Consider the following 24,631-nt stretch of genomic DNA (forward strand, 5'->3'; position numbering starts at 1 on the left):
GTCTGTCGCCGGTGTCTGTCGCCGGTGTCTTCAGGACACCGCTCTGCGCAGGCCCTCGACGTCGATGTGCTCGGTCTCGTCGTGGGCCGTCAGGTCGATGACCTGACCGATGCCGCGCGCGTCCTCGCCCGCGGGCTTGAACCGCGCCTCGGCCTCGGCCTTGTGCAGCGCGAGCGCCTCCTGGCCGACGACATCGGCGAGGTCCTCGTTGTGGACGGCGTCCGTCCCGGACCGCCCCGTGTCCGTCTTCGTCCCGAAGAAGTCGAATCCGTCGGCGGTCACCGGCCGCCGGACGGGCGCCGTCGGCGGTACGACCGCCACCGCGGTCGGCACGGTGAAGTGACCGGCGAGCTGCCGCGCGGGCGGGGCCGCCGGGGCGGCCGGTGCGGGGGAGGCGGCCGTGCGTTCGTGGTCGCCGGCCGCCCGGGGCTGCCCCTCGGCCTCGTCCTCCCGCGCCGGCCCGGTCCTCTTCGCGGGCCCGGGGCCGTCGTCCTCGGGGGTCCCGTCGCCCTTCGGCGGCTCGTTGCGCTGCGGGGAGCCCTCGCGGCCGGGAGCGGCGCCGACGGGCTGCGCGGCCGTGCGGGTGGGGGCGGCTTCCTTCCCGGCCGAGCCGGCGGCGTCGACGCCGTCCCCGGCGTGGTCGGCGGAGGCCGCGCTCCCGTCAAAGGCCGCGTTCCCGTCAAAGGCCGCGTTCCCGTGAGTGGCCAGTCGCGCCAGTGCCGCACCGGCCTGCCGGAACAGCCTCTTCCCCTCCGGTGAGAAGACCGCGGTGGCGGCCGGCGCCGCCTCGGCGGCCCCGTTCCCGTCCGCCTCCTCCGCGCGCGTCCCGTCCTCCGCCACCGCCCCGGGCGACGTCCCGCGCGCCGTCTCCCCGGATGCCGCCGACGGCCCGGCCGTCAGCGCACGGGCCGGCACCGCGGCCCCTGCCCCGAGCACCCGGCGTTCCTCCAGGACATTCGCCCGGTCGGCCTCCGCCGCGGCGTAGCGCCGCAGCAGTGCGGCGTGTTCGTTGCGCAGCCCGGCGAGTTCCGCGCGCTTGGCACGCAGCCGCTGCTCCAGCTTCATCCGCAGTTCGCGCGACTCCTCGAGGTCCGACTCCAGTTCGGCGACGCGTTCCTCGAAACGCCACTCGTCGCTCGCACGCGCGCGCGTGAGATCGGCGACGCGTTTACCTGCTTGGGTGTCCCAGTGCCGCATGACGACGGCGCCGGCAATCGCCGTGACCGCGGCGGCCGCGGCCAGGACGCGAAGCACCATCGGCTGCGTGAACACCCAGGGCCCCAGGGCGCAGACGAGGGAGACGCCCGCGATCGCCGACGGGGGCAGCATCCTGTGCAGGGGCGGGGAATGACGGTGACGTCCACGTGGCATGGCCAGAAACTTACCGCGCGTAGGCGAATGATGGTGCCCCGCCCCGTAAAAACAAAGCCACACCGAGGGTTTCACAGGGCATCAGCGAACTGGCCCCGCACATGAATAGACGCATTGCCCAATTTCATCAAGATCATTTCTTCGCGGGACGGCAGTTCGGCAGGGAGTCCGGAAGGCAGTTCGGCGGACAGGCGGACAGGCCGGCGGACTGTTCCCAAGATGGCGACGTCCCATCCGGCGCGTTCCCCTCCCGTGGGCCCCGACGGAGCCCCGTAGCCCCAGGTCCGCCCGGTAAGGGCCGGGGCGCACCCCGGCCGCTCGCTGGGCCTACGCTGAACATATGAGCAACCACAGCGGACGCCGGCGGGTCGCGGGCCTTCCTCACTGGGACCGCTGCGCGGTCATGGGAGTCGTGAACGTCACCCCCGACTCCTTCTCCGACGGCGGCCGCTGGTTCGACACGACGACCGCCGTCAAGCACGGCCTCGATCTGGCCGCCCAGGGCGCCGACCTGATCGACGTCGGCGGCGAGTCCACCCGGCCCGGCGCCACCCGGGTCGACGAGGCCGAGGAACTCGAACGCGTCGTCCCCGTCGTCCGCGGTCTCGCCGCGGAGGGCGTCACCGTCTCCGTCGACACCATGCGCGCCTCCGTCGCCGAGCAGGCCCTCGCGGCCGGCGCCGCCCTGGTCAACGACGTCAGCGGCGGCCTCGCCGACCCGGCCATGATCCGGGTCGTCGCCGACGCCGGCGCCCCCTTCGTCGTCATGCACTGGCGCGGCCTCCTGGAAGGCGGCAACGTCAAGGGGGTGTACGCCGACGTGGTCACCGAGGTCGTCGACGAACTGCACGCGCGCGTGCGGGCCGTCGTGGAGGGCGGCGTCGCCGCCGACCGCGTGATCGTCGACCCCGGCCTCGGCTTCTCCAAGGGCGCCGACCACGACCTGGCCCTCCTCGCCCGGCTCGACCGCCTCCTGGCCCTCGGCCACCCGCTGCTCGTGGCCGCCTCCCGCAAGCGGTTCCTCGGCCGCGTCCTGGCCGGCCCGGACGGCGCGCCGCCCCCCGCGCGGGAGCGCGACGCGGCCACCGCCGCCGTCTCCGCCCTCGCCGCACGGGCCGGCGCCTGGGCGGTCCGCGTGCACGAGGTGCGCGCGACCGCCGACGCCGTACGGGTCGCGCACGCCATCGAGCGGGCGCGCACGGCGGCCACCACGTCCCCCGAACCCGGCGCGCACGGCGCAGAAGGAGCCCGGTGAGCGCGCCCCACACCGATGTCGAGCAGGTCGAAGCCGCCAACACGGCCTTCTACGAGGCACTCGAACGGAGCGACTTCGAAGAGGTCGCGTCGCTCTGGCTCACCCCGGCCGACCTCGGCGTCGACGAGACGTACCACGACCCGGCGGACTCCGGCGTGGTGTCCTGCGTACACCCCGGCTGGCCGGTGCTCACCGGCCGCGGCGAGGTCCTGAGGTCGTACGCCCTGATCATGGCGAACACCGACTACATCCAGTTCTTCCTCACCGACGTGCACGTCTCCGTCACCGGCGACACCGCCCTGGTGACGTGCACCGAGAACATCCTCAGCGGCGGCCCCGCCCCGGAGGCGGGCGAGGAGCTGGGCCCCCTGGTCGGCCAGCTCGTCGTCGCCACCAACGTCTTCCGCCGCACCCCGGACGGCTGGAAGCTCTGGTCCCACCACGCCTCCCCCGTCCTCGCCGAGACCGAGGACGAGGACGAGGAGGAGGACGACAACGACACGCCCGCCTGAGGACCACGGCGACCGGGAGCGGTTGGAATCACGACAGCGCGGGTAGGGGTCGCCACCAACCGGTGAGCCCCCGGTCTCCGCGGGGAAGGCGCACGGTGAGGACCCGGGCGCCGGCCCCGCCCCGGCGTCCCGGCCCCGGTGGTGCCCGCGGGTAGATTCGACACCGGGCCGGTGTGCCCGCCCGTACCCGGCACCCACCGGCCGGACCGACGACTGCAGGAGTGATTCGCGTGGATCGTGTCGCGCTGCGCGGCCTGAAGGCCCGTGGGCACCACGGTGTGTTCCCCAAGGAACGCGAGGAGGGCCAGACCTTCATCGTGGACCTCGTGCTCGGCCTGGACACCCGGCCCGCCGCGGCCGACGACGACCTGACCAAGACCGTGCACTACGGCATCGTGGCCGAGGAGGTCGTGGCGGTCGTCGGGGGCGAGCCCGTCAACCTCATCGAGACGCTCGCCGAGCACATCGCCCAGGTCTGTCTGAAGCACGACGTGGTGCGGGAGGTCGAGGTGTGCGTCCACAAACCGGACGCACCGATCACCGTGCCCTTCGACGACGTGACCGTCACCCTCACCCGGAGCCGCGTATGACCAGGCCGTCCACCCCGGGTCACACCGACCCGACCGTTCAGCCCGTCCCCGCCTCCGTGGTCGAGCGGGTCGACGCCGCCGACACCACCCTGCACGACCCGAAGCGGGCCGTGGTCTCCCTCGGCGCCAACCTCGGCAACCGTCTGGAAACCCTCCAGGGGGCCGTCGACGCCCTGGAGGACACCCCGGGCATCCGCGTCAGGGCCGTCTCCCCGGTGTACGAGACCGAGCCGTGGGGCGTCGAGCCCGGCAGCCAGCCCTCGTACTTCAACGCGGTCGTGGTCCTGAGGACCACCCTGCCCCCCTCCTCCCTGCTGGAGCGGGCGCACGCGGTCGAGGAGGCCTTCCACCGGATCCGGGACGAGCGCTGGGGGCCGCGCACCCTGGACGTGGACATCGTCGCCTACGCGGACCTCCGCAGCGACGACCCCCGGCTCACGCTCCCGCATCCCCGTGCCCACGAGCGCGCGTTCGTGCTCGCCCCGTGGCACGACGTGGAGCCCGGGGCGGAGCTCCCGGGCCGCGGCCCGGTCGCCGGACTCCTCGAACAGGTCACCCGCGAGGGCGTCACCGTCCGCGAGGACCTGGAACTCCGGCCGCCCGAGTAGCCGTTAAGGTCGACACGACCACTTTCCGGGGAAACCGGTCCGGGGAACGCGAAGGGACACCGTGAGAGAGCTGCGCATCAGGGTGCTGGCCGGCGTCTTCGTCGTCGCCGGAATCCTGTCCTGGGCCGGCGCCCGCCTGTGGAACTCCTTGGGGACCCTCCCGAGCGTGCCCGTGGCCGCGCCCATCGTCCTCGCCCTGATCGCGGTGGTCCTCGCGGCCACCGCGCTGTCCATCCGCTCCCGCCTCAAGGCCCAGCGCGAGCGGCAGCACGACGCCAAGGGCGTCGACCCGCTGATGGCGGCACGCGCGGTGGTCTTCGGCCAGGCCAGCGCCCTGGTCGCCGCCCTCGTCGCCGGCATGTACGGCGGCGTGGGCGTCTTCCTGCTGGAATCCCTCGACATCCCCGCCCGCCGCGACCAGGCCGTCTACGCCGGCTTCTCGGTCCTCACGGGCATCGCCGTCATAGCGGCGGCCCTCTTCCTGGAGCGCGTCTGCAAGCTCCCCGAGGACGACGACCACAACACCACGGGCACGGCCCCGGCCGCGTGAGACGGCGGCGTCAGCGGGCCATGATCAGACTCATCGCCTCGTTGCGCGTCGCCGCGTCCCGCAGCTGACCGCGTACGGCCGAGGTGAGCGTCTTCGCGCCGGGCTTGCGGATGCCGCGCATCGACATGCACATGTGCTCGCACTCCACGACCACGATCACTCCACGTGGCTCCAGGATCTCCATCAGGGAGTCCGCGATCTGCGTGGTGAGTCGTTCCTGCACCTGCGGGCGGCGGGCGTAGACGTCCACCAGCCGGGCCAGCTTCGACAGCCCGGTGATCTTCCCGCTGGTCGCCGGGATGTACCCGACGTGCGCCACACCCCGGAAGGGCACCAGGTGGTGTTCACAGGTCGAGTACACCTCGATGTCCTTGACCAGCACCATCTCGTCATGACCGATGTCGAACGTCGTCGTCAGCACGTCCTCGGGCTTCTGCCACAGCCCCGAGAAGATCTCCCGGTACGCCCGCGCCACCCGCGCCGGGGTCTGCTGCAGACCCTCCCGGTCCGGGTCCTCCCCGACCGCGATCAGGAGTTCGCGTACGGCCTTCTCGGCCCGCTTCTCGTCGAACTCACCGACGGGCGTTATGCCGTCGTCCAGCGTCACGGGGTCGGTCATGGGTGCCTCGTTCCTGTGCCTTCGCGCGTGAGGGGCACGCGCCTCAACCGCGGACACACACGATGCCGCGCCCCCCAGGCTAGAACCTCGGGGGGCGCGGCATCCATTCCGGGCCCGGCGGAGCGCCGGGAGCCCCGGGATCAGCTCTCGGGGCGGTCCTCCGGGGTCCGCTCGGGCGCCGGGGCGGACTCCGCCACGGTGCTCTTCGCGGTGGTGATGGCCGGTGTCGCGCCGTTCGACCCGTTCGTCAGGGCCAGCTCCTTGGGGGAGAGGACCGGCGGGCGGGTGGACGGCGTACGGCGCGAGGAGCCGGTCCAGGCGGGCCTGGGCGGGCGCTTGACGATCGACGCGAAGATCTCGGCGATCTCCTCCTTGCCCAGCGTCTCCCGCTCCAGGAGGGCCAGGACGAGGTTGTCGAGGACGTCGCGGTTCTCGACCAGAATCTCCCACGCCTCGTTGTGCGCGGTCTCGATGAGCTTCTTGACCTCTTCGTCGACCAGCGCGGCGACCTCTTCCGAGTAGTCCCGCTGGTGAGCCATCTCACGGCCGAGGAACGGCTCGGTGTTGTCGCCGCCGAACTTGATGGCGCCGAGCCGCTCGGTCATGCCGTACTGGGTGACCATCGCGCGGGCCAGTCCGGTGGCCTTCTCGATGTCGTTGGCGGCACCGGTGGTCGGGTCGTGGAAGACGAGCTCCTCGGCCGCGCGGCCGCCCAGCATGTAGGCGAGCTGGTCCAGCATCTCGTTGCGCGTGGTCGAGTACCTGTCCTCGTCCGGCAGCACCATCGTGTAGCCGAGGGCACGGCCCCTCGACAGGATGGTGATCTTGTGGACGGGGTCGGAGTTCGGGGAGGCCGCCGCGACCAGGGCGTGTCCGCCCTCGTGGTACGCGGTGATCTTCTTCTCCTTGTCCGACATGATCCGGGTCCGCTTCTGCGGGCCCGCGACCACACGGTCGATCGCCTCGTCCAGCATGTGGTTGTCGATCAGCTTCTGATCGCTGCGAGCGGTCAGCAGTGCGGCCTCGTTGAGCACGTTGGCCAGGTCGGCACCGGTCATGCCGGGGGTGCGGCGGGCGACGGCCGAGAGGTCGACGTCCGGCGCGACCGGCTTGCCCTTCTGGTGCACCTTGAGGATCTCCAGCCGGCCCTGCATGTCCGGGCGGTCGACCGCGATCTGCCGGTCGAAGCGGCCGGGCCGCAGCAGGGCGGGGTCGAGGATGTCGGGCCGGTTCGTCGCGGCGATGAGGATCACGCCGCCCTTGACGTCGAAGCCGTCCATCTCGACGAGGAGCTGGTTCAGGGTCTGCTCGCGCTCGTCGTGACCACCGCCGAGGCCGGCGCCGCGGTGGCGGCCGACCGCGTCGATCTCGTCGACGAAGACGATCGCGGGAGCATTGGCCTTGGCCTGCTCGAACAGGTCACGGACCCGGGAGGCACCGACACCGACGAACATCTCGACGAAGTCGGAACCGGAGATCGAGTAGAACGGCACGCCCGCCTCGCCCGCGACGGCCCGCGCGAGCAGGGTCTTGCCGGTGCCGGGCGGGCCGTAGAGCAGCACACCCTTGGGAATCTTCGCCCCGACGGCCTGGAACTTCGCCGGCTCCTGCAGGAACTCCTTGATTTCGTGGAGTTCCTCGACCGCCTCGTCCGATCCCGCGACGTCGGCGAACGTCGTCTTCGGGGTGTCCTTGGTGATGAGCTTCGCCTTGGACTTGCCGAAGTTCATGACGCGGGAGCCGCCGCCCTGCATCTGGTTCATCAGGAACAGGAAGACGACCACGATGAGGACGAACGGCAGCAGCGAGAGCAGGATGCTCACGAACGGGTTCTGCTTGGACGGCGAGACCGTGTAGCCGTCCGGGATCTGCTCGTTCTGGAACTTGTCCTGCAGCGTACTGGCGATGGTGACGCCCTGGTCACCGATGTAGCTCGCCTGGATCTTCGAGCTGCCCTCGACCTTCTGGCCGTCCTTGAGCGAGACCTTGACGGTCTGCTCGTCGCCGGTGGTCAGCTTGGCCGACTCGACCTTGTTCTCATTGATCGCCTGGACCACCTGGCCCGTGTCCACCGTCTTGTAGCCGCCGGACGAGCCGACGACCTGCATCAACACGACCACGGCAAGGACGGCCAGCACGATCCACATGACCGGCCCACGGAAGTATCGCTTCACGTCCATCCATACGGAGCGGTGCCGCCCCGTCCCTCCTGCCATAGTGAGTCTGATAAAGGCTGTTCTTCGGACGGTACCCCAGCATTGCCCCCCGAAGCTGCGGGGGACGGCCGGGGATGGTGTCCACGCATGCTCCAACGCGGCGGACCCCGCCGGGGTTCCCGATCACCGTACGGCGGCGCGGGCCGAGGGCTCAGCCGCCGTAGACGTGGGGCGCGAGAGTACCGACGAACGGGAGGTTGCGGTACTTCTCGGCGTAGTCGAGGCCGTAGCCGACGACGAACTCGTTGGGGATGTCGAAGCCGGCCCATTCCACGTCGATGGCGACCTTGGCGGCCTCGGGCTTGCGCAGCAGCGTGCACACCTTGAGGGAGGCGGGCTCGCGCGAGCCGAGGTTGGAGATCAGCCAGGACAGGGTCAGCCCGGAGTCGATGATGTCCTCGACGATCAGGACGTGCCGGCCCTTGATGTCGGTGTCGAGGTCCTTGAGGATCCGCACCACACCGGAGGACTGGGTGCCCGCCCCGTACGAGGACACGGCCATCCAGTCCATGGTGACGGGGGTGGACAGCGCCCGGGCGAGGTCGGCCATCACCATCACCGCGCCCTTGAGGACACCGACGATCAGCAGGTCCTTGCCCGCGTACTCCGCGTCGATCTTCGCGGCCAGCTCCACCAGCTTGGCGTCGATCTCTTCCTTGGTGATGAGCACCTTCTCGAGGTCGGCACCCATGTCTTTCGCGTCCACCCGCATCACTTTCGGTCGTCCCACCGGCCGGTCCGGTCCGTCCCGCGACTCGTACGGGCCGGTGGGTCCGGATTCAGCCCTGCCGAATCACCAGTCTGCCACCCTGCCGACGGGCCACGACCCGGCCGGGGAGGTTGATGGCCCCCTGGCCGCGCCAGCCGGTGATCAGCCGGTCGATCTCCTCGATGTGGCGGGCGAACAGCGAACCGGCCGGGGCACCGGCGTCGATGGCGGCCCGGCGCAGTACGCGGCGGCGCACGGCGGGCGGCAGGGCGTGCAGCCCGGCGCACTCCAGCCGGCCGTCGGCGTCGCGGACGCCGGCCTCGGCCCGGCCGGCCCAGGCGTCGAGGGCGTCGGCGTCGTCACGGGAGAGCTGGGCCGTACGGGCGAGGGCCTCGACGACGCCCTTGCCGAGGGCCTTCTCCAAGGCGGGCAGGCCCTCGTGGCGGAGCCGGGAGCGGGTGTAGGCGGGGTCGGTGTTGTGCGGGTCGTCCCAGACGGGCAGTGACTGGACCATGCAGGCCTTGCGGGCGGTCTGCCGGTCGAGCTGGAGGAAGGGGCGCCGGTAGCGGCCGTCGGCCCCCGAGACCGCGGCCATTCCGGACAGGGAGCGGATGCCGGAGCCGCGCGCGAGGCCGAGCAGGACGGTCTCGGCCTGGTCGTCGCGGGTGTGGCCGAGCAGGACGGCGGCGGCGCCGTGCCGTTCGGCGGCGGCGTCCAGGGCGGCGTAGCGGGCGTCGCGGGCGGCGGCCTCGGGCCCGCCGCCGCGGCCGACGGTGACGGCGAGGGACTCGACGGGGTCCAGGCCCAGTTCGCGCAGGCGCAGGACGACTTCGGCGGCGCGCCGGTCGGAGCCGGCCTGGAGGCCGTGGTCGACGGTGACACCGCCTGCGCGGATGCCCAGCCGGGGGGCTTCGAAGGCGAGGGCGGAGGCGAGCGCGACGGAGTCGGCGCCGCCGGAGCAGGCCACGAGCACGAGCGGGGAGGGGGGCTGCTCGGGTGCGGGGCGGCCCGGGGCCGGGCCGGGATGGTCGAGGATGTCGTTCAGGACGCGGCGGACCGCCAGGCGTATCGCCGCGACCGCAGGATGGGGACCCATGTCCGGTTCCCTTCATGAAGTTGTCGGGGGGTGGACCCGAGATCGGTCACTCAGAGTACGTAGATGGTGACAGAAACGGGTGGTTCCCCGAGCATCGCACGCCTACTCATGACTCACGGTCCCTCGGACGGGTGATTGAAGGGGCGTCCGTCTGCCGTCGGCGGGACGCGTCGCGTGACGGGGCGCGGGGCTCACGCTTCCGGTTTGCGGTGCACCCGGGTGATCCAGTCCGCCGGTTTGGCGATCTCCGCCTTAGTGGGGAGCGTGTTGGGGGAGGTCCACACGCGGTTGAAGCCGTCCATGCCGACCTCCTCGACGACGGCGCGCACGAAGCGTTCGCCGTCGCGGTACTGACGCAGCTTGGCGTCCAGGCCGAGCAGCTTGCGCAGGGCGAGGTCCAGGCGTGAGGCGCCCTTGGCGCGGCGCTGCTGGAACTTCTCGCGGATCTCGGCGACGCTCGGCACGACCTGGGGGCCGACGCCGTCCATCACGAAGTCGGCGTGGCCCTCCAGCAGCGACATCACGGCGGTGAGCCGGCCGAGGATCTCGCGCTGGGCGGGCGTCTGCACGATCTCGACGAGGGAGCGCCCCTCGTCGCCCTCCTCGCCCTCGGGACGGCCGCCGGCGAGGGACTGGGCGGCCTCGCGGACGCGCTCCAGGACGGTCATGGGGTCGACGTCGGTCTCCCCCAGGAACGACTGGATCTCGCCCTCCAGGTGGTCGCGCAGCCAGGGCACGGCGGTGAACTGGGTGCGGTGGGTCTCCTCGTGCAGGGTCACCCAGAGACGGAAGTCGTGCGGCGCGACGTCCAGTTCGCGTTCGACGTGGACGATGTTGGGGGCGACGAGCAGCAGCCGGCCGCCGCCGTTCGCACCACCGGGCAGGTCGCGGGCGGCGGGGGCGAAGGTCTCGTACTGGCCGAGGACGCGGGAGGCGAGGAAGGACAGCAGCAAGCCCAGCTCCACGCCGGTGACCTTGCCGCCGACGGCGCCGAGCACCGCGTTGCCGGCGCCGCCGCCGCGCCGTTCCTGCATCTTGTCCAGGAGCGGCTTGAGCAGTTCGCGGAAGCCCGCGACGTTGGCCCGGACCCAGCCGGGCCGGTCGACGACGAGCAGGGGGGTGTCGTGGGTCTCCTCGGTGCCCAGACGGGTGAAGCCCCGGACGTGTTCCTCCGAGGCCTTGGCGTGCCGGCGCAGTTCCGCGACGACGGCCCGGGCCTCGTCGCGGCTCACGTCGGGGCCCGGCCGCATGAGCCGGGTCGCGGTCGCGACCGCGAGATTCCAGTCGACCATCCCGGAAGAGGCACCGATGCTCGTCATGCGTCAACCGTACGTGAGTGCACCGGCTCGGGGCAGGGCGGCGGGACAGCCGGGCGGGCGGTCACCGGCAGCCGCACGCCGCCAGCGCGGTGGCCGCTTCGTCCAGGGCGGACTGGGCCGCCGCCGGGTCGCCGGTGCCGTTCGCCAGGAAGGCGAAGGCCAGCAGCCGGCCGTCCCGGTCGACGACGGTGCCCGCCAGGGCGTTCACGCCGCTGAGCGTCCCGGTCTTGGCGCGTACGACGCCGGCCGCGCCGTCGGCGTAACGGCCGGCCAGGGTGCCGGTGAAGCCGGCCACGGGCATCCCGGTGAGGGCGGGGCGCAGCTCGGGGTGGGCGGGGTCGCCGGCCGTGACGAGCAGGGCGGTGAGCAGGTCGGCGCTGAGCCTGCCGCGCCGGTCGAGGCCGCTGCCGTCCTTGACGTCGGCGCCCTTGAGCGGCAGGCCGAGCCGCTGGAGCCGGGCGGTGATCGCGGCGCCGGCGCCGGCGAAGTCGGCGGGCCTGCCGGTGGCGAGGGCGGTGTGCCGGGCGAGGGCCTCGGCGATGTCGTTGTCGCTGTCGGTCAGCATCCGTTCGACGAGGGCGGCGAGCGGGGGCGAGGAGACCGTGGCGAGGGTGGAGGCGCGGGTGGTGGCCTTCGACGGGCCGGGGGGCGTGGCCTTGACGCCGTGCTTCTCGAGGAGGTCGCCGAACTTCCGCGCGGCGTCGGCCGCCGGGTCCGCGACCCGCGGGGCCGGACCGCTGGTGGAGTCGTCGGCGCGGGCCTCGTCGACCATCAGGGGAGTGACGGCGGCGAGGTTCGGGTTGACCCCGATCGGGTGCGCCGTGGTGCCCCGGTAGAGGGTCGTGTCGTAGGAGAGGGTCACCTCGCGCACGCCGCGCCTGGCCAGGGCGGCGGCGGTCCGCTCGGCGAGGCCGGGCAGGCCGGCCGGTCCCCCGGCCTTCTCGCGGGCGGTGAGCGTGGGGTCGCCTCCGCCGACCAGGACGACCTCCTCGGTGTCGGGTTCGTAGACCGCGCGGGTGGTGAGGCGGTGTTCGGGGCCCATCGCGGAGAGCGCGGCGACCGCGGTGGCGATCTTGGTGGTCGAGGCGGGTGTGAGCGCGTTCCCGGAGCCGGTGCCGTACAGCCGTGCGCCGGTGGCCACGTCGACCACGGCGGCGGAGCGGCGGCCGAGCGCCGGGGTGTTCAGCAGCGGGCCGAGGATGCCGGTGAGGGCCTTGGTGCCGGGCGCCGACCGTACGGTGGTGGCGGTGCCGCCGAGGCCGGTGAGCACGGAGGCGGCGGGCGCGGCGCCCCACGGTCCGCGGGGCGGCGTACCGGCGTGGGCGCGGGCGCCGCCGTGATCTGTGCCACGCATGGCCTGCAGGGCCACGGCCCGCTGCCGCTCGGCCGTACGCTGACCCGTGGAGTCCCAGGGGCCGGCGGCGGTCGCCACTCCCGCGGCCAGCGCCAGACCGGCGGTGGCCGCGGTCGCGGTGAACCGCCAGGTCTTCGGTCGCGTAGCCCGCGGGACCCGCGGTGATCCCGGCCGGCCCGGCCGCGCCGGCCACGGCCCGACGGCCGCGGCCAGGCGCGCCAGACGTGGTCGTGCGCTCTCCGCGGCCCGGGTGAGACGCGGCCGTACGGCGTCCGCGATCCGCGCCACACGCGGTCCCGCGGCCCGCCAAGGCCCCAGCTCCGGCACGACCACCAGCCCCTTTCGCGATCACCCACCTGCGTGAGGGACACTTAACCACCAGAACTATGTGCTGATCATGGAGGAGCGTCCGGTGGAGTTCGACGTCACGATCGAGATCCCGAAGGGTTCGCGGAACAAGTACGAGGTGGACCACGAGACGGGTCGGATCCGCCTGGACCGTCGCCTCTTCACCTCGACCGCCTACCCGACCGACTACGGCTTCGTCGAGAACACCCTCGGCGAGGACGGCGACCCGCTGGACGCGCTGGTCATCCTCGACGAGCCGACCTTCCCGGGCTGCCTGATCCGCTGCCGCGCGATCGGCATGTTCCGTATGACGGACGAGGCGGGCGGTGACGACAAGCTGCTGTGCGTCCCGTCGACGGACCCGCGCGTGGAGCACCTGCGGGACATCCACCACGTGTCCGAGTTCGACCGCCTGGAGATCCAGCACTTCTTCGAGGTCTACAAGGACCTGGAGCCGGGCAAGTCGGTCGAGGGCGCCAACTGGGTGGGCCGGGTGGACGCCGAGGCGGAGATCGAGCGGTCCTACAAGCGCTTCGAGGAGCAGGGCGGCCACTGAGTCCCGCGCCGGACACGACGGGCCGCACGCGCACGCGTGCGGCCCGTCGTGCTGCGCCTGCGCATACTGAGGCCCTACGGGGCACGCGCAGGGACGGTGTCGTACAGGGAGAGCGGAGCAGGTGAGGGACGCGGAGGACCGCAAGCCGCAGTCGGACGAGGCGAGGAGCGCGTATCTGCCTCCCGCCGGCGTCGTGGCGGCAGACACCGAGTCGTCGACGACGTCCGAGTTCGCCGTCCCCGAGGGGCTGGCCCTGCCGAGGACCGGTACGGAGTCCGAGACGACGTCCGAGTTCGCCGTGCCGAACGGCCTGGGCGTGGCCCCGCCGCATCCGGCCGAGGCGGAGGGTTCGGCGTTCACCCCGCCGAGCACCTACAGCGCGAAGCAGCCGCCGACGGCGTTCACTCCGCCGAACGGGATCCCGCTCGTCAGCCTGACCAGGGACGTTCCCTGGCAGGACCGGATGCGCACGATGCTGCGCATGCCCGTGACCGAGCGGCCGGCGCCGGAGCAGGTGCACCGGCACGACGAGTCGGGGCCGGCCGTTCCGCGCGTGCTCGACCTGACCCTGCGCATCGGCGAGCTGCTGCTGGCGGGCGGTGAGGGCGCCGAGGACGTGGAGGCGGCGATGTTCGCCGTGTGCCGCTCCTACGGCCTGGACCGCTGCGAGCCCAACGTCACCTTCACCCTGCTGTCGATCTCCCACCAGCCCTCGCTGGTCGACGACCCGGTGACCGCCTCGCGCACGGTGCGCCGCCGGAGCCCGGACTACACGCGGCTGGCGGCCGTGTACCGGCTGGTGGACGACCTCAGCGACGTGGAGACGCACCTCTCCCTGGAGGAGGCCTACCGGCGGCTGGCGGAGATCCGCCGCAACCGGCACCCCTATCCCGGCTGGGTGCTGACCGGGGCGAGCGGACTGCTCGCGGGGGCGGCGTCGATGCTCGTCGGCGGCGGCTTCCTGGTGTTCCTCGCCGCCGCGGTCGGCGCGATGCTCGGCGACCGGCTGGCCTGGCTGTGCGCGGGGCGGGGGCTGCCGGAGTTCTACCAGTTCACGGTGGCCGCGATGCCGCCGGCCGCGATCGGGGTGGCGCTGACGCTGGCGCACGCGGACGTGAAGGCCTCCGCGGTGATCACCGGTGGGCTGTTCGCGCTGCTGCCCGGGCGGGCGCTGGTGGCGGGCGTGCAGGACGGCCTGACCGGCTTCTACATCACGGCGTCCGCGCGTCTGCTGGAGGTCCTGTACTTCTTCGTGGGCATCGTGACCGGGGTGCTGACGGTGCTGTACTTCGGCGTGCAGCTGGGGGCCGAGCTGAACCCGGACGCGGCGCTCGGCGTCTCCGAGCGGCCGGTGTGGCAGATCGGCGCGTCGATGCTGCTGTCGCTGACCTTCGCGGTGCTGCTCCAGCAGGAACGGTCCACCGTGGCGATGGTGACCCTCAACGGCGGCGTCGCGTGGGTGGTGTACGGGGCGATGCACTACGCGGGCGGCATCTCGCCGGTGGCGTCCACGGCCGTGGCGGCGGGTGTGGTGGGCCTGTTCGGGCAGTTGCTGTCCCGGTACCGGTTCGCCTCGGCGCTGCCGTACACCACGGCGGCGATCGGGCCGCTGCTGCCCGGTTCCGCCACGTACTTCGGTCTGCTGGGCATCGCCCAGAACGAGGTCGACTCGGGGCTGGTGTACCTCACGCAGGCCGTGGCGCTCGCCATGGCCATCGCGATCGGGGTGAACCTCGGGTCGGAGATCTCCCGGCTGTTCCTGCGGATCGGCTCCGCCGAGAAGCGCCGGGCGGCGAAGCGGACGCGGGGCTTCTAGGGCCTGCCCGGCAGGCCCCGGAAGCCCCGCGCTCCCCGGTCCGGTCAGTAGCCGCGGTCGTACGGCTGCTGGTGGTTCTGGTTCTGGTTCTGGTCGTAGTACGGGCCGTTCCCGTACGGCTGCTGGGGCGGCTGCTGCTGCGGGTATCCCTGGCCGCCGTACTGGTCGTTCCCGTACGGCTGCTGGGGCTGCCGGGGCTGCTGCTGCGGGTGGCCCCGGTGGCCGTAGTGCTGCTGGGGCGGCTGCGGGGCGCTCGGGGTGATGCGGCGCAGCTGGGTCGTGGCGTCGTCCATGGCGGGCGCCCCCGGGTGCTGGGCGTGCTGGGCGTGCTGGGCGTGCTGGGGCACAGCGGCCGGGGCCTCGGCGGCGGCGCGCTTCTTCTTCCCGCGCTCGCGCAGGTACTCGACGATGATCGGCACCACGGAGATGAAGACGATCAGGATGAGGATCGGCTCGATGTTGGTCTTGATGAGTTCGATCTGGCCGAGCCAGTAACCGGCGAGGGTGACGCCGCATCCCCAGGCGACACCGCCGATCAGGTTGTACGTGAAGAAGGTGCGGTACTTCATGCGGCCCGCGCCGGCCACGATGGGGGCGAAGGTGCGCACGATCGGGACGAAGCGGGCCAGGACGATCGCCTTGGGGCCGTACTTCTCCATGAACTCGTGGGCCTTCTCCAGGTTCTCCTGCTTGAAGAGCTTGGAGTTGGGCCGGTTGAACAGCTTCGGGCCGAAGAACTTGCCGATCATGTAACCGACTTGGTCGCCGATGACGGCGGCCAGCACGATCAGCGTGCACACCAGCCACAGCGGCTGGCTGATGTAATTGCCCTCGGCCACGAAGAGACCCGCCGTGAACAGCAGGGAGTCACCGGGCAGGAACGCGAAGAGTCCGGATTCGGCGAAGACGATCAGCAGGATGCCGGGCAGGCTGAAGGTCTCGATCAGGTAGTCCGGGCTCAGCCACTCGGGGCCGAGCGCAAGGGTGGTCACGGGATTGTGGCTCCTGCTGCTGGGGGGAGACGGGTAGGGACTGGCTACCCAAACGTATCAACGCAGCCGTGGGGTTCCAGGTTCCACCGGCCCTCCGGGGGTGCATGCACCGGGCGGCGGTGCTCGCGGCCCGGGAGCGGGACCCGGGCCGCGAGCACCGCTCAGGAGGTGTGCCGGGCGGCGTTCGCGAGGATCGCGTCGCGCAGGTAGGCGGCGAAGCCCGGCCGTGCCTGGTCGAGGTTTCGCGTGAAACGCTCGTCCGAGACGTACATCTCCCCCAGGCAGGTGTGCATCTCGTACCCGCAATCGTAGTGGTTGCGGGAGATCCCCTGCCGGTGCTCCTCGGCGGCGTCCATGGCCGCCCCGGAGTCCGCGGGCTCACCGGCCTCCATCAGGGCGACGAAGCGCCGGGTGAGCTCGTCGGCCTCGTGCCGGACGCGCTGCCAGTCCTCCTTCGTGTACGAGGCGGTCCGCTCCCGTGACTGCCGGTAGGCGTCGGTGCCGCCCCAGCGTTCCCGCACCTCCTCCTCGTACTGGTCGGGGTCGAAGTCCCCGAAGACCTCGAACTTCTCCTCGGGCGTGAGGTTGATGCCCATGTTGCGTGCCTCCATGGCGTGCTCCACGGCCGCCGCCATCTTCTGCAGTCTCCCGATCCGGGCGGTCAGCAGTTCGTGCTGCCGGCGCAGGTGCGCGCGCGGGTCCGCGTCCGGATCGTCGAGCAGGGCGGCGACCTCGTCGAGCGGGAAGCCGAGCTCCCGGTAGAACAGGATCTGCTGCAGCCGGTCGAGGTCGGCGTCGCTGTAGCGCCGGTGCCCCGCGTGGCTGCGCTCGCTGGGTACGAGCAGGCCGATGTCGTCGTAGTGGTGCAGGGTGCGCACCGTCACGCCGGCGAAGCCGGCCACCTGTCCTACGGAGTAGCTCACTTCCGCTCCCTTCCGGGTACGCACTCCACCCTGGGTCCTCACGCGACGTGAGGTGCAAGCCGGTGACGGGAGCGGACGGAGGCCGAGGGAACGAGTGGACGTGGGTCAGCAGGCGGTCAGGAGGGGAAGCCGCCACTCCTGACCGCCGTGACGAACGTCGACCACGCGGACGCCGGAACGATCACAGCCGGGCCGTGGGGGTTCTTGGAGTCGCGCACAGGAACGCCCCAGCGGGGGCTGTCGAGGACCTCGAGACAACTGCCGCCCTGGTCGTTGCTGTAGGAGGACTTACGCCATGCCGACATCGCCGAGGGCGTCCAGCTCGACATGGCCGCCGGTCTGCTCGCCCACCTCGCGGGCATGCTCCACGACGACGAGCACCTGAGCGCCGTCCAGCTCCGTCACCTCCTTGCCCGCATGGGCGAGGCCCTGACCGACGTGTGCCGCATCGCGGAGAGCAGGGGCGCCCGCCTGAGCGTGTACACGGACTTCGACGCCGGTACGGGTCCGGGCAGTTGAGGTCACCTCACCGGCTCAGCCGCGCGCACCGCCGCACCGCCGCACCGCCGGCCGGAAGAACACCGCGAGCGGGGCCGGCGGCCAGGCGACGGCGGCCCACACGTGCCCCGGCGCCCCGGCGCCCCGCCACGGCGGGCTCAGGAGCCGAGCTCGTCGAGCAGGGCGAAGACCAACATGTCGAACGGACGCGTGGTATCGCTGTAGGTGTTCACCGTCATCACCACCGCCGTTCCGCTCTCCCGGTCGAACGCCGCACAGGTGCTGAAGCCGTAGGTGCCGCCGTTGTGCCACCTCATCGTCCGGCCGTCGGACAGCGTGCCGAAGTGCCAGCCGAGGCCCAGCCGCAGGCCCGTGGCGGGATCGGTGAAGTGGTGCCGCTGCGTCAGCTCGATCGCGTCCCGCAGCGGCGAGCGCTCCGGGTGCAGCTGGGCATCCAGGTACCGGAGCATGTCGTCGGCGGTGCTGTAGATCGAGGTGCCCGCACCGCTGAGGACGCGGTCGCGCCAGTCGGGGACGGCCTCCCCGGCCATGTGGCCGACGGCCCTGCGGGAGGCCATGTCCGGTCGCAGGGTCGTGGTCGTGTCCGGCAGGCCCAGCGGTGCGGTCACACGGCGCCGCAGCATCGCGTCCACGCGGTCGAAGGCCAGCGCCTGGCCGAGCAGCCCGAAGCCCAGGTTGGAGTATGCGTACGTGCTGCCCGGCTCGTTGTCCAGAGGGGTCTGGGGCAGACCTGTGGCCAGGTCCTCCAGTGTGTAGTGCGCGTACGGGTTGTACGGGTCCGCCCCGGCCAGGAGGTTGGCGGGGAGGCTGGGCAGGCCGGAGGAGTGGGTCGCCAGGTCGCGCAGGGTGATCCGCCGGGTTTCCCCGCGCGGGACGGTGAATCCGGACGGCAGGCTGAGCGGCGTGTCCAGGCGCACCGTACCCGCGCCCACCGCGCGCGCCAGCGCGGTGGCGGTGAGCGTCTTGCCGATCGAGCCGAGCTGGAACACGGTTCCGCCGTCGGGGGCGGGGCCGTCCTGGCCGGCACCGGCCACGTACCGCCGGCCACCGCGGATGACACCGAACACCGCGCTCGGGGCGCCGGTGGCCAGCGCGCGGTCGAGGTAGGGCCGCACCCGCGCGGCCAGTCCGTCCCCGGCCGCCATGGCCCTGCCCGGTATCAGCGCCGCACCGGCCGCGGCCGCCGCGGTGCCCAGCAGTCTTCGTCGATCCACGGTCCACCCCTTCGTCGGCCGGCGCCGCCCCGTATCGCGTACGGACGCGCACCGGCTTCGGCCACCCACATCAACAGTCACTTCGGACGCACGACCACACGCGGTGGACCGGAGTCCACCACGCAGCGCGCCGCCCACGACACCACCGCGACCAGGCCCGCCTCAGCCATTACGAACGACGCGGACACAGCCCCTGAGCACCGCCCATCACTCGGAACGAGCACCGTTGCGCCACTAGAACGGGAAGTCGCTCCTGCCGTGCTGCACCGAGATCCACTTCACCGTGGTGAAGACGTCCAGCATGGTGTCGCCGTTCAGCCGGCCGATGCCCGAGTGCTTCTCGCCGCCGAAGGGGACGATCGGCTCGTCGTGCACGGTGCCGTCGTTCACGTGGAACATGCCGGTGTCGATCCGCCGGGCGAAGTGCACGCCCCGCTCGACGTCCCCGGTGTGCACGGCGCCGCTCAGCCCGTAGGGGGTGTCGTTGACGATGCGTACGGCCTCCTCCTCGCCGTCGAACGGCACGAGGAAGGCGACGGGCCCGAAGACCTCCTGCCGCAGCAGGGCGGAGTCGGCGGGCAGGCCGGTCAGGACGGACGGCTCGACCAGGTTGCCGGTGCGGCTGCCGTGCACCAGGGCGGTGGCACCCTCGGCGAGCGCCTGCGCGACGACGCCGGACAGGGCGTCCGCCTGCCGGGAGTTGATCACCGGTCCGATGACTGTCTCCGGGTCGCGCGGGTCGCCGGCCTTGAGGGACCTGACCCTGGCGACGAACTTCCCGGTGAACTCCTCGGCCACCGAGCGGTCCACCAGCACACGGTTGGCGGCCATGCAGACCTGCCCCTGATGGACGTACCGGCTGAACACGGCCGCGTCCACGGCGTAGTCCAGGTCGGCGTCGTCGAGGACCACCAGCGCGCTGTTGCCGCCGAGTTCGAGGACCGAGCGCTTGAAGTGGGCGGCGCAGACGGTGGCCACGTGGCGGCCCACCTCGTCCGAGCCGGTGAAGGAGACGACCCTCGGGACGGGGTGCTCCAGGAAGGCGTCGCCGATCTCCGCGATGTCGGTGATGAGGACGTTCAGCAGACCGCCGGGCAGTCCCGCGTCCTCGAAGATCTTCGCGATCAGGGAGCCACCGACCACCGGCGTGTCCTGGTGCGGCTTGAGCACCACCGCGTTGCCGAGTGCGAGCGCGGGGGCGACCGACTTCAGCGACAGCAGGAAAGGGAAGTTGAAGGGGCTGATCACGCCGACGACGCCGACGGGCACCCGGTAGACGCGGTTCTCCTTGCCGTCCACCGGCGAGGGGATGATCCGGCCCTCGAGGCGCAGCGCCAGACGGGCCGACTCGCGCAGGAACTCCTTGGCGAGGTGCAGCTCGAAGGCCGCCTTCAGGCGCGTGCCGCCGAGTTCGGCGACGATCGCCTCGGAGATCTCCGCCTCGCGCTCCTCGACCAGCCGGAGCGCCTTCTCGAGCACCGCGCGGCGGGCGTACGGGGTGGCCGCCGCCCACTCCTTCTGCGCGCGGGCGGCCGCCCGGTAGGCCTGATCGACCTCGTCGACGGTGGCTGTGGTGATCGACGCGAGCTTCTCGCCGTCGTAGGGGTTGAAGTCGATGACGTCCCAGGAGCCGCTGCCCGGACGCCACTCACCGTCGATGTACTGCTGAGCCAGGTCGGTGAAGTACGGAGACATGTGATCCCTCGATCCCTTGCCGCGTCAGCAGAGCACTGATCGACCGCACGGTCTGATGGCACGTCATCGTACTTATGTCTGTGGGAAGTTGACGGAATCCCCGGGGATCCCGGGATCCCCGGGCTCCTCAGGAAAGTTGCAGCAGGCCCCGGAGGAGGTCCCGGCTCTCCGCCGGACCCGGGCTGTCGTGCTGCAGTTCCTTGAGCGCCTTCTCGTACTGGGCCACGTCCTCGGCCTTGTCCAGGTACAGCGCGCTGGTGAGCTGCTCCAGGTAGACGACGTCCGACAGATCGGGCTCGGGGAAACCGAGAATGGTGAACGCGCCCGACTCCCCGGAGTGACCGCCGAGGCTGAAAGGCACCACCTGCAGCCTGACGTTGGGCCGCTCGGAGACCTCTATCAGGTGCTGGAGCTGGCCGCGCATCACCGCGCGGTCGCCGTACGGCCGGCGCAGGGCGGCCTCGTCGAGGACGACGTGGAACTCGGGGGCGTTCTCGGAGACCAGGTACTTCTGCCGCTCCAGACGCAGCGCCACCCGCCGCTCGACGTCCTCCTCGTCGGCGCCCTTCATGCCGCGCCGCACCACCGCGCGGGCGTACTCCTCGGTCTGCAGCAGGCCGTGCACGAACTGCACCTCGTAGGCGCGCAACAGCGAGGCCGCGCCCTCCAGGCCCACATAGGTGGGGAACCAGCTGGGCAGCACGTCCGAGTAACTGTGCCACCAGCCCGCGACGTTGGCCTCCCTGGCGAGGGAGAGCAGCGAGGTGCGCTCCTGCTCGTCCGTGATGCCGTACAGCGTCAGCAGGTCCTCGACGTCCCTGGTCTTGAAGCTCACCCGGCCCAGCTCCATCCGGCTGATCTTCGATTCGGAGGCGCGGATCGAGTAGCCCGCCGCCTCGCGCGTGATGCCCCGCGCCTCACGCAGTCGCCTGAGTTGTGATCCGAGCAGCATGCGCCGCACCACCGATCCCGGCTCTCCCGCGCTCACGTTCGCCAGCCTCCCCAACGTCCTCAGGGCCCGCAGTCTGCCACTAAAACACTTCGAGCAGTACTCGTCCGGTTACGGAAACGGAATCCAGCCGGTGAATCCGCGCAGGAAGGAGCACGGGCGGAGCAAGGAGGAGGCAGGGGACAGCGGGGCGGAGACGTGAAGATGACGGAAAAATTGGCCAACGAACCCGTACGGACGGTCTCATTTCGGTCAGCTGCACGTGCATCTGCCCTTGCATCTGCTGTGGGCATCCGAAACCATGGTCCCCGCACCACCGCCGCCGCGCTACGACCGCGAACCACCGGGAGTGCCTCGCATGGGAACGAACGGATCGACCATGCTCGCGCCGTTACGGCAGGGCCTTCCGCCGCTGGACCTCGCGGCCGCGTCCGACGCCGCCTCCTGCGCCCTCCACGCCCGCTACGAAGCGGTGCGCGAAGCCCGGCGGTTCACCCGCGGGACCCTCGGCCAGTGGGACCTGGACGACCGCTTCGACGACGTGTGCCTGGTGGTCTCCGAACTCGTCACCAACGCCCTGCGGCACGCGGTGCCGGCCGGCACCGCGCGGCTGACGGCGCAGGAACCGCCGGTGCGGCTGTACCTGATGCGGTGGAGCGAGCGGCTGGTGTGCGCGGTGCGCGACCCCAGCGACGCCGGTCCCGTCACCCGTGACGCGGACGACTTCTCCGACGAGTCGGGCCGCGGGCTGTTCCTGGTCGGCTCCCTCAGCGACGGCTGGGGCTGGCACCCCAGGGCGGGGACGCTCGGCGGCAAGGTGGTCTGGGCGCTGTTCCGGCTCCCCCGCCCCGGCGTGTGAGGAACCGCGGCGCGTCCGGGCGCCGCGATCGTCCGCGCGTGGCCGCTCCCCGGCCTCCCCCGCCCCTCCCGAGTCGTCCGCGGGGCCGGGCCGGCGCCCCCGGAGTGCCCCGGATCGCGTTCGTCCCGCGCTCGGCCGCGTCAGCCGGCGACCAGGTGGTCGAACTCCCCGTCCTTCACGCCCAGCAGCATGGCCTCGATCTCCGCGCGGGTGTAGACGAGCGCGGGGCCCTCGGGGAAGCGGGAGTTGCGCACGGCCACCTCCCCGCCGGGCAGCCGGGCGAACTCCACGCAGGACCCCTGCGAGTTGCTGTGCCGGCTCTTCTGCCAGGCGACCCCGCCCAGCCCGGCGGCGGCCATGCCGTTGTACGCGCCGGACGCGTCGGCACCGTCGTACACGTCACCGTCGTACACGTCGTGGTCCACAGGTCGCTCCCCGCTGGTGCACTGGCTGGCGTGGCCATTGATGCAATGGTCAACTGATCCGGATCATAGCTTTGTTCATGTGCTGATGCATGAGCAGATGCACGTGCACGCGGGGTGGTCCCGTGGTTACGGCGCCGGTGTCCCGCGGTGGTCCGTCCGGCCGGCGCTCACCGGGCCCCGCTGTCCTTGGAGACGCACGCGGGGCCTTTTGTGTTCCCTCGTGTTCTCCCGTGTTCTCCTCTTCTCCTCTTCTCCTCTTCTCCTCGTGCCGGCGCGCGGAGCGCTTTTCGGTTCAGCGGGTCGAGTACGGCAGCAGCCCCATCTCCCGGGCGTTCTTGACGGCCTTGGCGAGCTGCCGCTGCTGCTGGGAGGTCACCCGGGTGACGCGGCGGCTGCGGATCTTGCCCCGGTCGGAGACGAACCTGCGCAGCAGATCGGTGTCCTTGTAGTCGATGTAGGTGATGCCGGCCTGGTCGAGGGGGTTGGGGCGGGACGTGACGGGCCTGCGCTCGGGCTTGCGGGGCATGGTGGTCAGACCTCCAGGAGGGTGTCGAAGGAGTGCGGCAGGTGCTGCCAGGCGGCGGGCCCGGCGGCGTACTCGGCGTCGGTCAGCAGGCAGTGCTCCAGGAGCCGTTCGAGCCCGTCGCGGTCGAGGCCGGGTGAGGTGAAGACGAGGTGCTGGCAGCGGTCGGCGTGCTCGGGGTGCCAGTCCAGCGCGGCGGCGGCCCGGCGGACCGGCGGGACCATCTCCCAGGCCGCGTCCGGCAGCGCGCCCAGCCAGGGGCCGGCGCTCTCCACGCACAGGGCGCCGCCCGCCGCGTCCCAGTGGAAGAGCGTGTCGGGCTTGTCGGCGAGCCAGAACCGGCCCCGGCTGCGCGCCGCCGCGCAGGTCAGGTCCTCCAGCGCGGCGTACAGCCGCTCGGGGTGGAAGGGCCGGCGCCTGCGCCAGACGAGGGTGGAGACGCCGTGCGCGTCGGCCTCGGCGGGCAGCAGCGCGCACGCCGGGTGCTGGGCGGCGGCGGCCGCCTCCACGTCGAAACCGGCGAGCGCGGCCGCCACGAGGAGCGAGCGGCCGCCCGCCGGCGCCTCCTCGCCGATCGGGACCCGGTGGGCCGTCGGATGCAGCTGGGCGAGCAGCTCGCGGTCCTCGTCGTCGGCCTCCGGGGAGTCGGCGAGGGCCAGCACGGGCGCGTACTCCAGCTGGCGCGCGAAGGTGTCGGCGACCGTGCGCCGGTCGGACGGCGCGGCGGCGAGCCCGCCCTCGGCGAGGTCGTCGCCGTTGCCCAGGTACGGCAGCAGCAGTGCCGGGTCGACTGCGGTGATCACCCCGGTGACGGTGAGACCGCCGGCGGCGACCACCTCCGCCATGGCCTTCGGCTCGACGGAGTCCCACAGTTCGACGATCGCGAGCGGGGTGTCCCCCGCGTCCGCGAGCCGTTCGAGCTCGGGCACCAGGTCCTCGCGCAGGGCGCAGCAGGCGCAGTCGTTGACCAGGGGCGCCTCGCCGGCGGACAGCAGCCCGCCGGCGTCCCGCACGGTCCGTACGACCGTGCCCGCGGTGGCCGTCTCCAGGTCGTGGTGGAGTACGACGCTGCCGGGGACGCCGGCGAGCAGCCGCGCGACGGCCGCCCTGCGGGCGTCGGCGTGCAGCCCGCCGACGATGGCCACGGACAGCGTCACTCCGCACCCCGCTTGCCGTACCGGCGCTCGAAGCGCTCCACGCGGCCGGCGGTGTCCATGACGCGCGCGGTGCCGGTGTAGAAGGGGTGGCTGACGTTGGAGATCTCGACGTCGACGACCGGGTAGGTGTGGCCGTCCTCCCACTCGACCGTCTTCTCGCTCGTCATGGTGGAGCGGGTGAGGAAGGCGTGGCCGGCGGCGCGGTCACGGAAGACGACGGGGCCGTAGGCGGGGTGGATTCCCTTGCGCATGGCGGTGTTCAGCGCTCCTCTCGGAAGTCGACGTGGCGCCCGACGCGGGGGTCGTACTTGCGCAGCGTCAGGCGGTCCGGGTCGTTGCGGCGGTTCTTGCGGGTCACGTAGGTGAAGCCGGTGCCGGCGGTGGACCGGAGTTTGATGACCGGACGGAGTTCGTTGCGTGCCATGCTGATACCTTACTGAAAACGATTCCCATTTA

At 72.0% G+C, this 24,631-nt stretch carries 26 protein-coding genes; 8 read left to right on the forward strand and 18 right to left on the reverse strand.

Annotated elements, in window-relative coordinates:
• Window positions 1–30: 30 nt before the first annotated feature.
• The gene (locus tag ACF07S_RS22415; protein ID WP_391974915.1) at window positions 31–1,371 is read right to left on the reverse strand and encodes a hypothetical protein; all 1,341 of its coding nucleotides are present in this window, start codon (window positions 1,369–1,371) and stop codon (window positions 31–33) included.
• A gap of 340 nt (window positions 1,372–1,711) precedes the next feature.
• On the opposite strand from ACF07S_RS22415, the gene folP reads away from it, so the two are divergent.
• From folP to ACF07S_RS22440, 5 genes are all read left to right on the forward strand, one after another.
• The gene (gene folP / locus ACF07S_RS22420; protein ID WP_391962991.1) at window positions 1,712–2,626 is read left to right on the forward strand and encodes a dihydropteroate synthase; all 915 of its coding nucleotides are present in this window, start codon (window positions 1,712–1,714) and stop codon (window positions 2,624–2,626) included.
• Entirely contained in the window at window positions 2,623–3,138 is a 516-nt protein-coding gene (locus ACF07S_RS22425) for a nuclear transport factor 2 family protein (protein ID WP_391962990.1), read from the forward strand. The genes folP and ACF07S_RS22425 overlap by 4 nt, the downstream gene beginning before the upstream one ends.
• A 230-nt stretch (window positions 3,139–3,368) precedes the next feature.
• Window positions 3,369–3,728: a dihydroneopterin aldolase gene (gene folB / locus ACF07S_RS22430; RefSeq protein WP_391962989.1), complete on the forward strand. Its 360-nt coding sequence runs from the start codon at window positions 3,369–3,371 to the stop codon at window positions 3,726–3,728.
• The gene (gene folK / locus ACF07S_RS22435) at window positions 3,725–4,336 is read left to right on the forward strand and encodes a 2-amino-4-hydroxy-6-hydroxymethyldihydropteridine diphosphokinase (RefSeq protein WP_391962988.1); all 612 of its coding nucleotides are present in this window, start codon (window positions 3,725–3,727) and stop codon (window positions 4,334–4,336) included. Before folB ends, folK begins: the two co-directional genes overlap by 4 nt.
• Window positions 4,337–4,397: 61 nt before the next feature.
• Entirely contained in the window at window positions 4,398–4,886 is a 489-nt protein-coding gene (locus ACF07S_RS22440; protein ID WP_391962987.1) for a DUF3180 domain-containing protein, read from the forward strand.
• Window positions 4,887–4,896: 10 nt separating this feature from the next.
• On the opposite strand, the gene folE is transcribed toward ACF07S_RS22440, so the two are convergent.
• The 6 genes from folE to dacB form a co-directional block, all read right to left on the reverse strand.
• A complete protein-coding gene (gene folE, locus ACF07S_RS22445) occupies window positions 4,897–5,505 on the reverse strand; it encodes a GTP cyclohydrolase I FolE (protein ID WP_391962986.1) in 609 nt (202 codons plus the stop codon).
• 140 nt (window positions 5,506–5,645) lie between these two features.
• Window positions 5,646–7,685 (reverse strand): ATP-dependent zinc metalloprotease FtsH, encoded by a 2,040-nt coding sequence (ftsH, locus tag ACF07S_RS22450; RefSeq protein WP_391962985.1) that lies wholly within the window; start codon window positions 7,683–7,685, stop codon window positions 5,646–5,648.
• A 187-nt stretch (window positions 7,686–7,872) separates the two neighbouring features.
• Entirely contained in the window at window positions 7,873–8,433 is a 561-nt protein-coding gene (gene hpt / locus ACF07S_RS22455; RefSeq protein ID WP_391963064.1) for a hypoxanthine phosphoribosyltransferase, read from the reverse strand.
• A 67-nt stretch (window positions 8,434–8,500) separates the two neighbouring features.
• The gene (gene tilS, locus ACF07S_RS22460; protein WP_391962984.1) at window positions 8,501–9,526 is read right to left on the reverse strand and encodes a tRNA lysidine(34) synthetase TilS; all 1,026 of its coding nucleotides are present in this window, start codon (window positions 9,524–9,526) and stop codon (window positions 8,501–8,503) included.
• A 191-nt stretch (window positions 9,527–9,717) separates the two neighbouring features.
• The gene (locus ACF07S_RS22465) at window positions 9,718–10,845 is read right to left on the reverse strand and encodes a zinc-dependent metalloprotease (RefSeq protein WP_391962983.1); all 1,128 of its coding nucleotides are present in this window, start codon (window positions 10,843–10,845) and stop codon (window positions 9,718–9,720) included.
• A gap of 61 nt (window positions 10,846–10,906) precedes the next feature.
• Window positions 10,907–12,532, reverse strand: coding sequence for a D-alanyl-D-alanine carboxypeptidase/D-alanyl-D-alanine-endopeptidase (gene dacB / locus ACF07S_RS22470; RefSeq protein WP_391974916.1), 1,626 nt, complete (start codon window positions 12,530–12,532; stop codon window positions 10,907–10,909).
• A gap of 79 nt (window positions 12,533–12,611) precedes the next feature.
• Between dacB and ACF07S_RS22475 the strand changes: the two genes are divergently transcribed.
• Window positions 12,612–13,103, forward strand: a complete 492-nt coding sequence (locus ACF07S_RS22475; RefSeq protein ID WP_145871991.1) for an inorganic diphosphatase — start codon at window positions 12,612–12,614, stop codon at window positions 13,101–13,103.
• A 121-nt stretch (window positions 13,104–13,224) separates the two neighbouring features.
• Complete coding sequence (locus ACF07S_RS22480) at window positions 13,225–14,919, forward strand: threonine/serine exporter ThrE family protein (protein ID WP_391962981.1); 1,695 nt, start codon at window positions 13,225–13,227, stop codon at window positions 14,917–14,919.
• A gap of 44 nt (window positions 14,920–14,963) precedes the next feature.
• Here ACF07S_RS22480 and ACF07S_RS22485 read toward each other — a convergent pair whose 3' ends face one another.
• The 6 genes from ACF07S_RS22485 to ACF07S_RS22510 form a co-directional block, all read right to left on the reverse strand.
• Window positions 14,964–15,911 (reverse strand): DedA family protein, encoded by a 948-nt coding sequence (locus ACF07S_RS22485; protein ID WP_391974917.1) that lies wholly within the window; start codon window positions 15,909–15,911, stop codon window positions 14,964–14,966.
• Window positions 15,912–16,072: 161 nt separating this feature from the next.
• Window positions 16,073–16,834, reverse strand: a complete 762-nt coding sequence (locus ACF07S_RS22490) for a MerR family transcriptional regulator (RefSeq protein WP_391974918.1) — start codon at window positions 16,832–16,834, stop codon at window positions 16,073–16,075.
• 116 nt (window positions 16,835–16,950) lie between these two features.
• Window positions 16,951–17,139 (reverse strand): DUF397 domain-containing protein, encoded by a 189-nt coding sequence (locus ACF07S_RS22495; protein ID WP_391974919.1) that lies wholly within the window; start codon window positions 17,137–17,139, stop codon window positions 16,951–16,953.
• A 351-nt stretch (window positions 17,140–17,490) separates the two neighbouring features.
• Complete coding sequence (locus tag ACF07S_RS22500) at window positions 17,491–18,567, reverse strand: serine hydrolase domain-containing protein (protein WP_391962976.1); 1,077 nt, start codon at window positions 18,565–18,567, stop codon at window positions 17,491–17,493.
• 234 nt (window positions 18,568–18,801) lie between these two features.
• Window positions 18,802–20,262: an aldehyde dehydrogenase family protein gene (locus ACF07S_RS22505; RefSeq protein WP_391962975.1), complete on the reverse strand. Its 1,461-nt coding sequence runs from the start codon at window positions 20,260–20,262 to the stop codon at window positions 18,802–18,804.
• A gap of 127 nt (window positions 20,263–20,389) precedes the next feature.
• Entirely contained in the window at window positions 20,390–21,214 is an 825-nt protein-coding gene (locus tag ACF07S_RS22510; protein WP_391963063.1) for a helix-turn-helix domain-containing protein, read from the reverse strand.
• Window positions 21,215–21,569: 355 nt separating this feature from the next.
• Here ACF07S_RS22510 and ACF07S_RS22515 point away from each other — a divergent pair, with 355 nt between their 5' ends.
• Window positions 21,570–22,070 carry an ATP-binding protein gene (locus ACF07S_RS22515; RefSeq protein WP_391962974.1) on the forward strand — a complete coding sequence of 167 codons (501 nt, stop codon included), beginning with the start codon at window positions 21,570–21,572 and terminating at the stop codon, window positions 22,068–22,070.
• Window positions 22,071–22,210: 140 nt separating this feature from the next.
• Here ACF07S_RS22515 and ACF07S_RS22520 read toward each other — a convergent pair whose 3' ends face one another.
• The 5 genes from ACF07S_RS22520 to rpmG all read right to left on the reverse strand — a co-directional run bounded on the left by ACF07S_RS22520 (window position 22,211) and on the right by rpmG (window position 24,599).
• Complete coding sequence (locus tag ACF07S_RS22520; protein WP_391962973.1) at window positions 22,211–22,495, reverse strand: DUF397 domain-containing protein; 285 nt, start codon at window positions 22,493–22,495, stop codon at window positions 22,211–22,213.
• 292 nt (window positions 22,496–22,787) lie between these two features.
• Entirely contained in the window at window positions 22,788–23,021 is a 234-nt protein-coding gene (gene rpsR, locus ACF07S_RS22525; protein WP_391962972.1) for a 30S ribosomal protein S18, read from the reverse strand.
• Between the two features lie 5 nt (window positions 23,022–23,026).
• Window positions 23,027–24,175 carry a CobW family GTP-binding protein gene (locus ACF07S_RS22530; protein WP_391962971.1) on the reverse strand — a complete coding sequence of 383 codons (1,149 nt, stop codon included), beginning with the start codon at window positions 24,173–24,175 and terminating at the stop codon, window positions 23,027–23,029.
• Window positions 24,172–24,426, reverse strand: a complete 255-nt coding sequence (locus ACF07S_RS22535) for a type B 50S ribosomal protein L31 (RefSeq protein ID WP_184765080.1) — start codon at window positions 24,424–24,426, stop codon at window positions 24,172–24,174. The genes ACF07S_RS22530 and ACF07S_RS22535 overlap by 4 nt, the downstream gene beginning before the upstream one ends.
• A gap of 8 nt (window positions 24,427–24,434) precedes the next feature.
• Window positions 24,435–24,599, reverse strand: coding sequence for a 50S ribosomal protein L33 (gene rpmG / locus ACF07S_RS22540; RefSeq protein WP_391962970.1), 165 nt, complete (start codon window positions 24,597–24,599; stop codon window positions 24,435–24,437).
• Between the last annotated feature and the right edge of the window lie 32 nt (window positions 24,600–24,631).

It is taken from the genome of Streptomyces sp. NPDC016640 (genome assembly GCF_043076215.1).
In the GTDB taxonomy this organism is placed as follows: domain Bacteria; phylum Actinomycetota; class Actinomycetes; order Streptomycetales; family Streptomycetaceae; genus Streptomyces.

Excerpts from the sequence above, each read along its gene's own strand:
- ACF07S_RS22415 (WP_391974915.1), bottom strand. The coding sequence starts at position 1,371 with ATGCCACGTGGACGTCACCGTCATTCCCCGCCCCTGCACAGGATGCTG.
- folP (WP_391962991.1), top strand. The coding sequence starts at position 1,712 with ATGAGCAACCACAGCGGACGCCGGCGGGTCGCGGGCCTTCCTCACTGG.
- folK (WP_391962988.1), top strand. The coding sequence starts at position 3,725 with ATGACCAGGCCGTCCACCCCGGGTCACACCGACCCGACCGTTCAGCCC.
- folE (WP_391962986.1), bottom strand. The coding sequence starts at position 5,505 with ATGACCGACCCCGTGACGCTGGACGACGGCATAACGCCCGTCGGTGAG.
- ftsH (WP_391962985.1), bottom strand. The coding sequence starts at position 7,685 with ATGGACGTGAAGCGATACTTCCGTGGGCCGGTCATGTGGATCGTGCTG.
- hpt (WP_391963064.1), bottom strand. The coding sequence starts at position 8,433 with ATGCGGGTGGACGCGAAAGACATGGGTGCCGACCTCGAGAAGGTGCTC.
- tilS (WP_391962984.1), bottom strand. The coding sequence starts at position 9,526 with ATGGGTCCCCATCCTGCGGTCGCGGCGATACGCCTGGCGGTCCGCCGC.
- ACF07S_RS22465 (WP_391962983.1), bottom strand. The coding sequence starts at position 10,845 with ATGACGAGCATCGGTGCCTCTTCCGGGATGGTCGACTGGAATCTCGCG.
- ACF07S_RS22495 (WP_391974919.1), bottom strand. The coding sequence starts at position 17,139 with ATGTCGGCATGGCGTAAGTCCTCCTACAGCAACGACCAGGGCGGCAGT.
- ACF07S_RS22505 (WP_391962975.1), bottom strand. The coding sequence starts at position 20,262 with ATGTCTCCGTACTTCACCGACCTGGCTCAGCAGTACATCGACGGTGAG.
- ACF07S_RS22510 (WP_391963063.1), bottom strand. The coding sequence starts at position 21,214 with ATGCTGCTCGGATCACAACTCAGGCGACTGCGTGAGGCGCGGGGCATC.
- ACF07S_RS22515 (WP_391962974.1), top strand. The coding sequence starts at position 21,570 with ATGGGAACGAACGGATCGACCATGCTCGCGCCGTTACGGCAGGGCCTT.
- rpsR (WP_391962972.1), bottom strand. The coding sequence starts at position 23,021 with ATGCCCCGCAAGCCCGAGCGCAGGCCCGTCACGTCCCGCCCCAACCCC.
- ACF07S_RS22535 (WP_184765080.1), bottom strand. The coding sequence starts at position 24,426 with ATGCGCAAGGGAATCCACCCCGCCTACGGCCCCGTCGTCTTCCGTGAC.
- rpmG (WP_391962970.1), bottom strand. The coding sequence starts at position 24,599 with ATGGCACGCAACGAACTCCGTCCGGTCATCAAACTCCGGTCCACCGCC.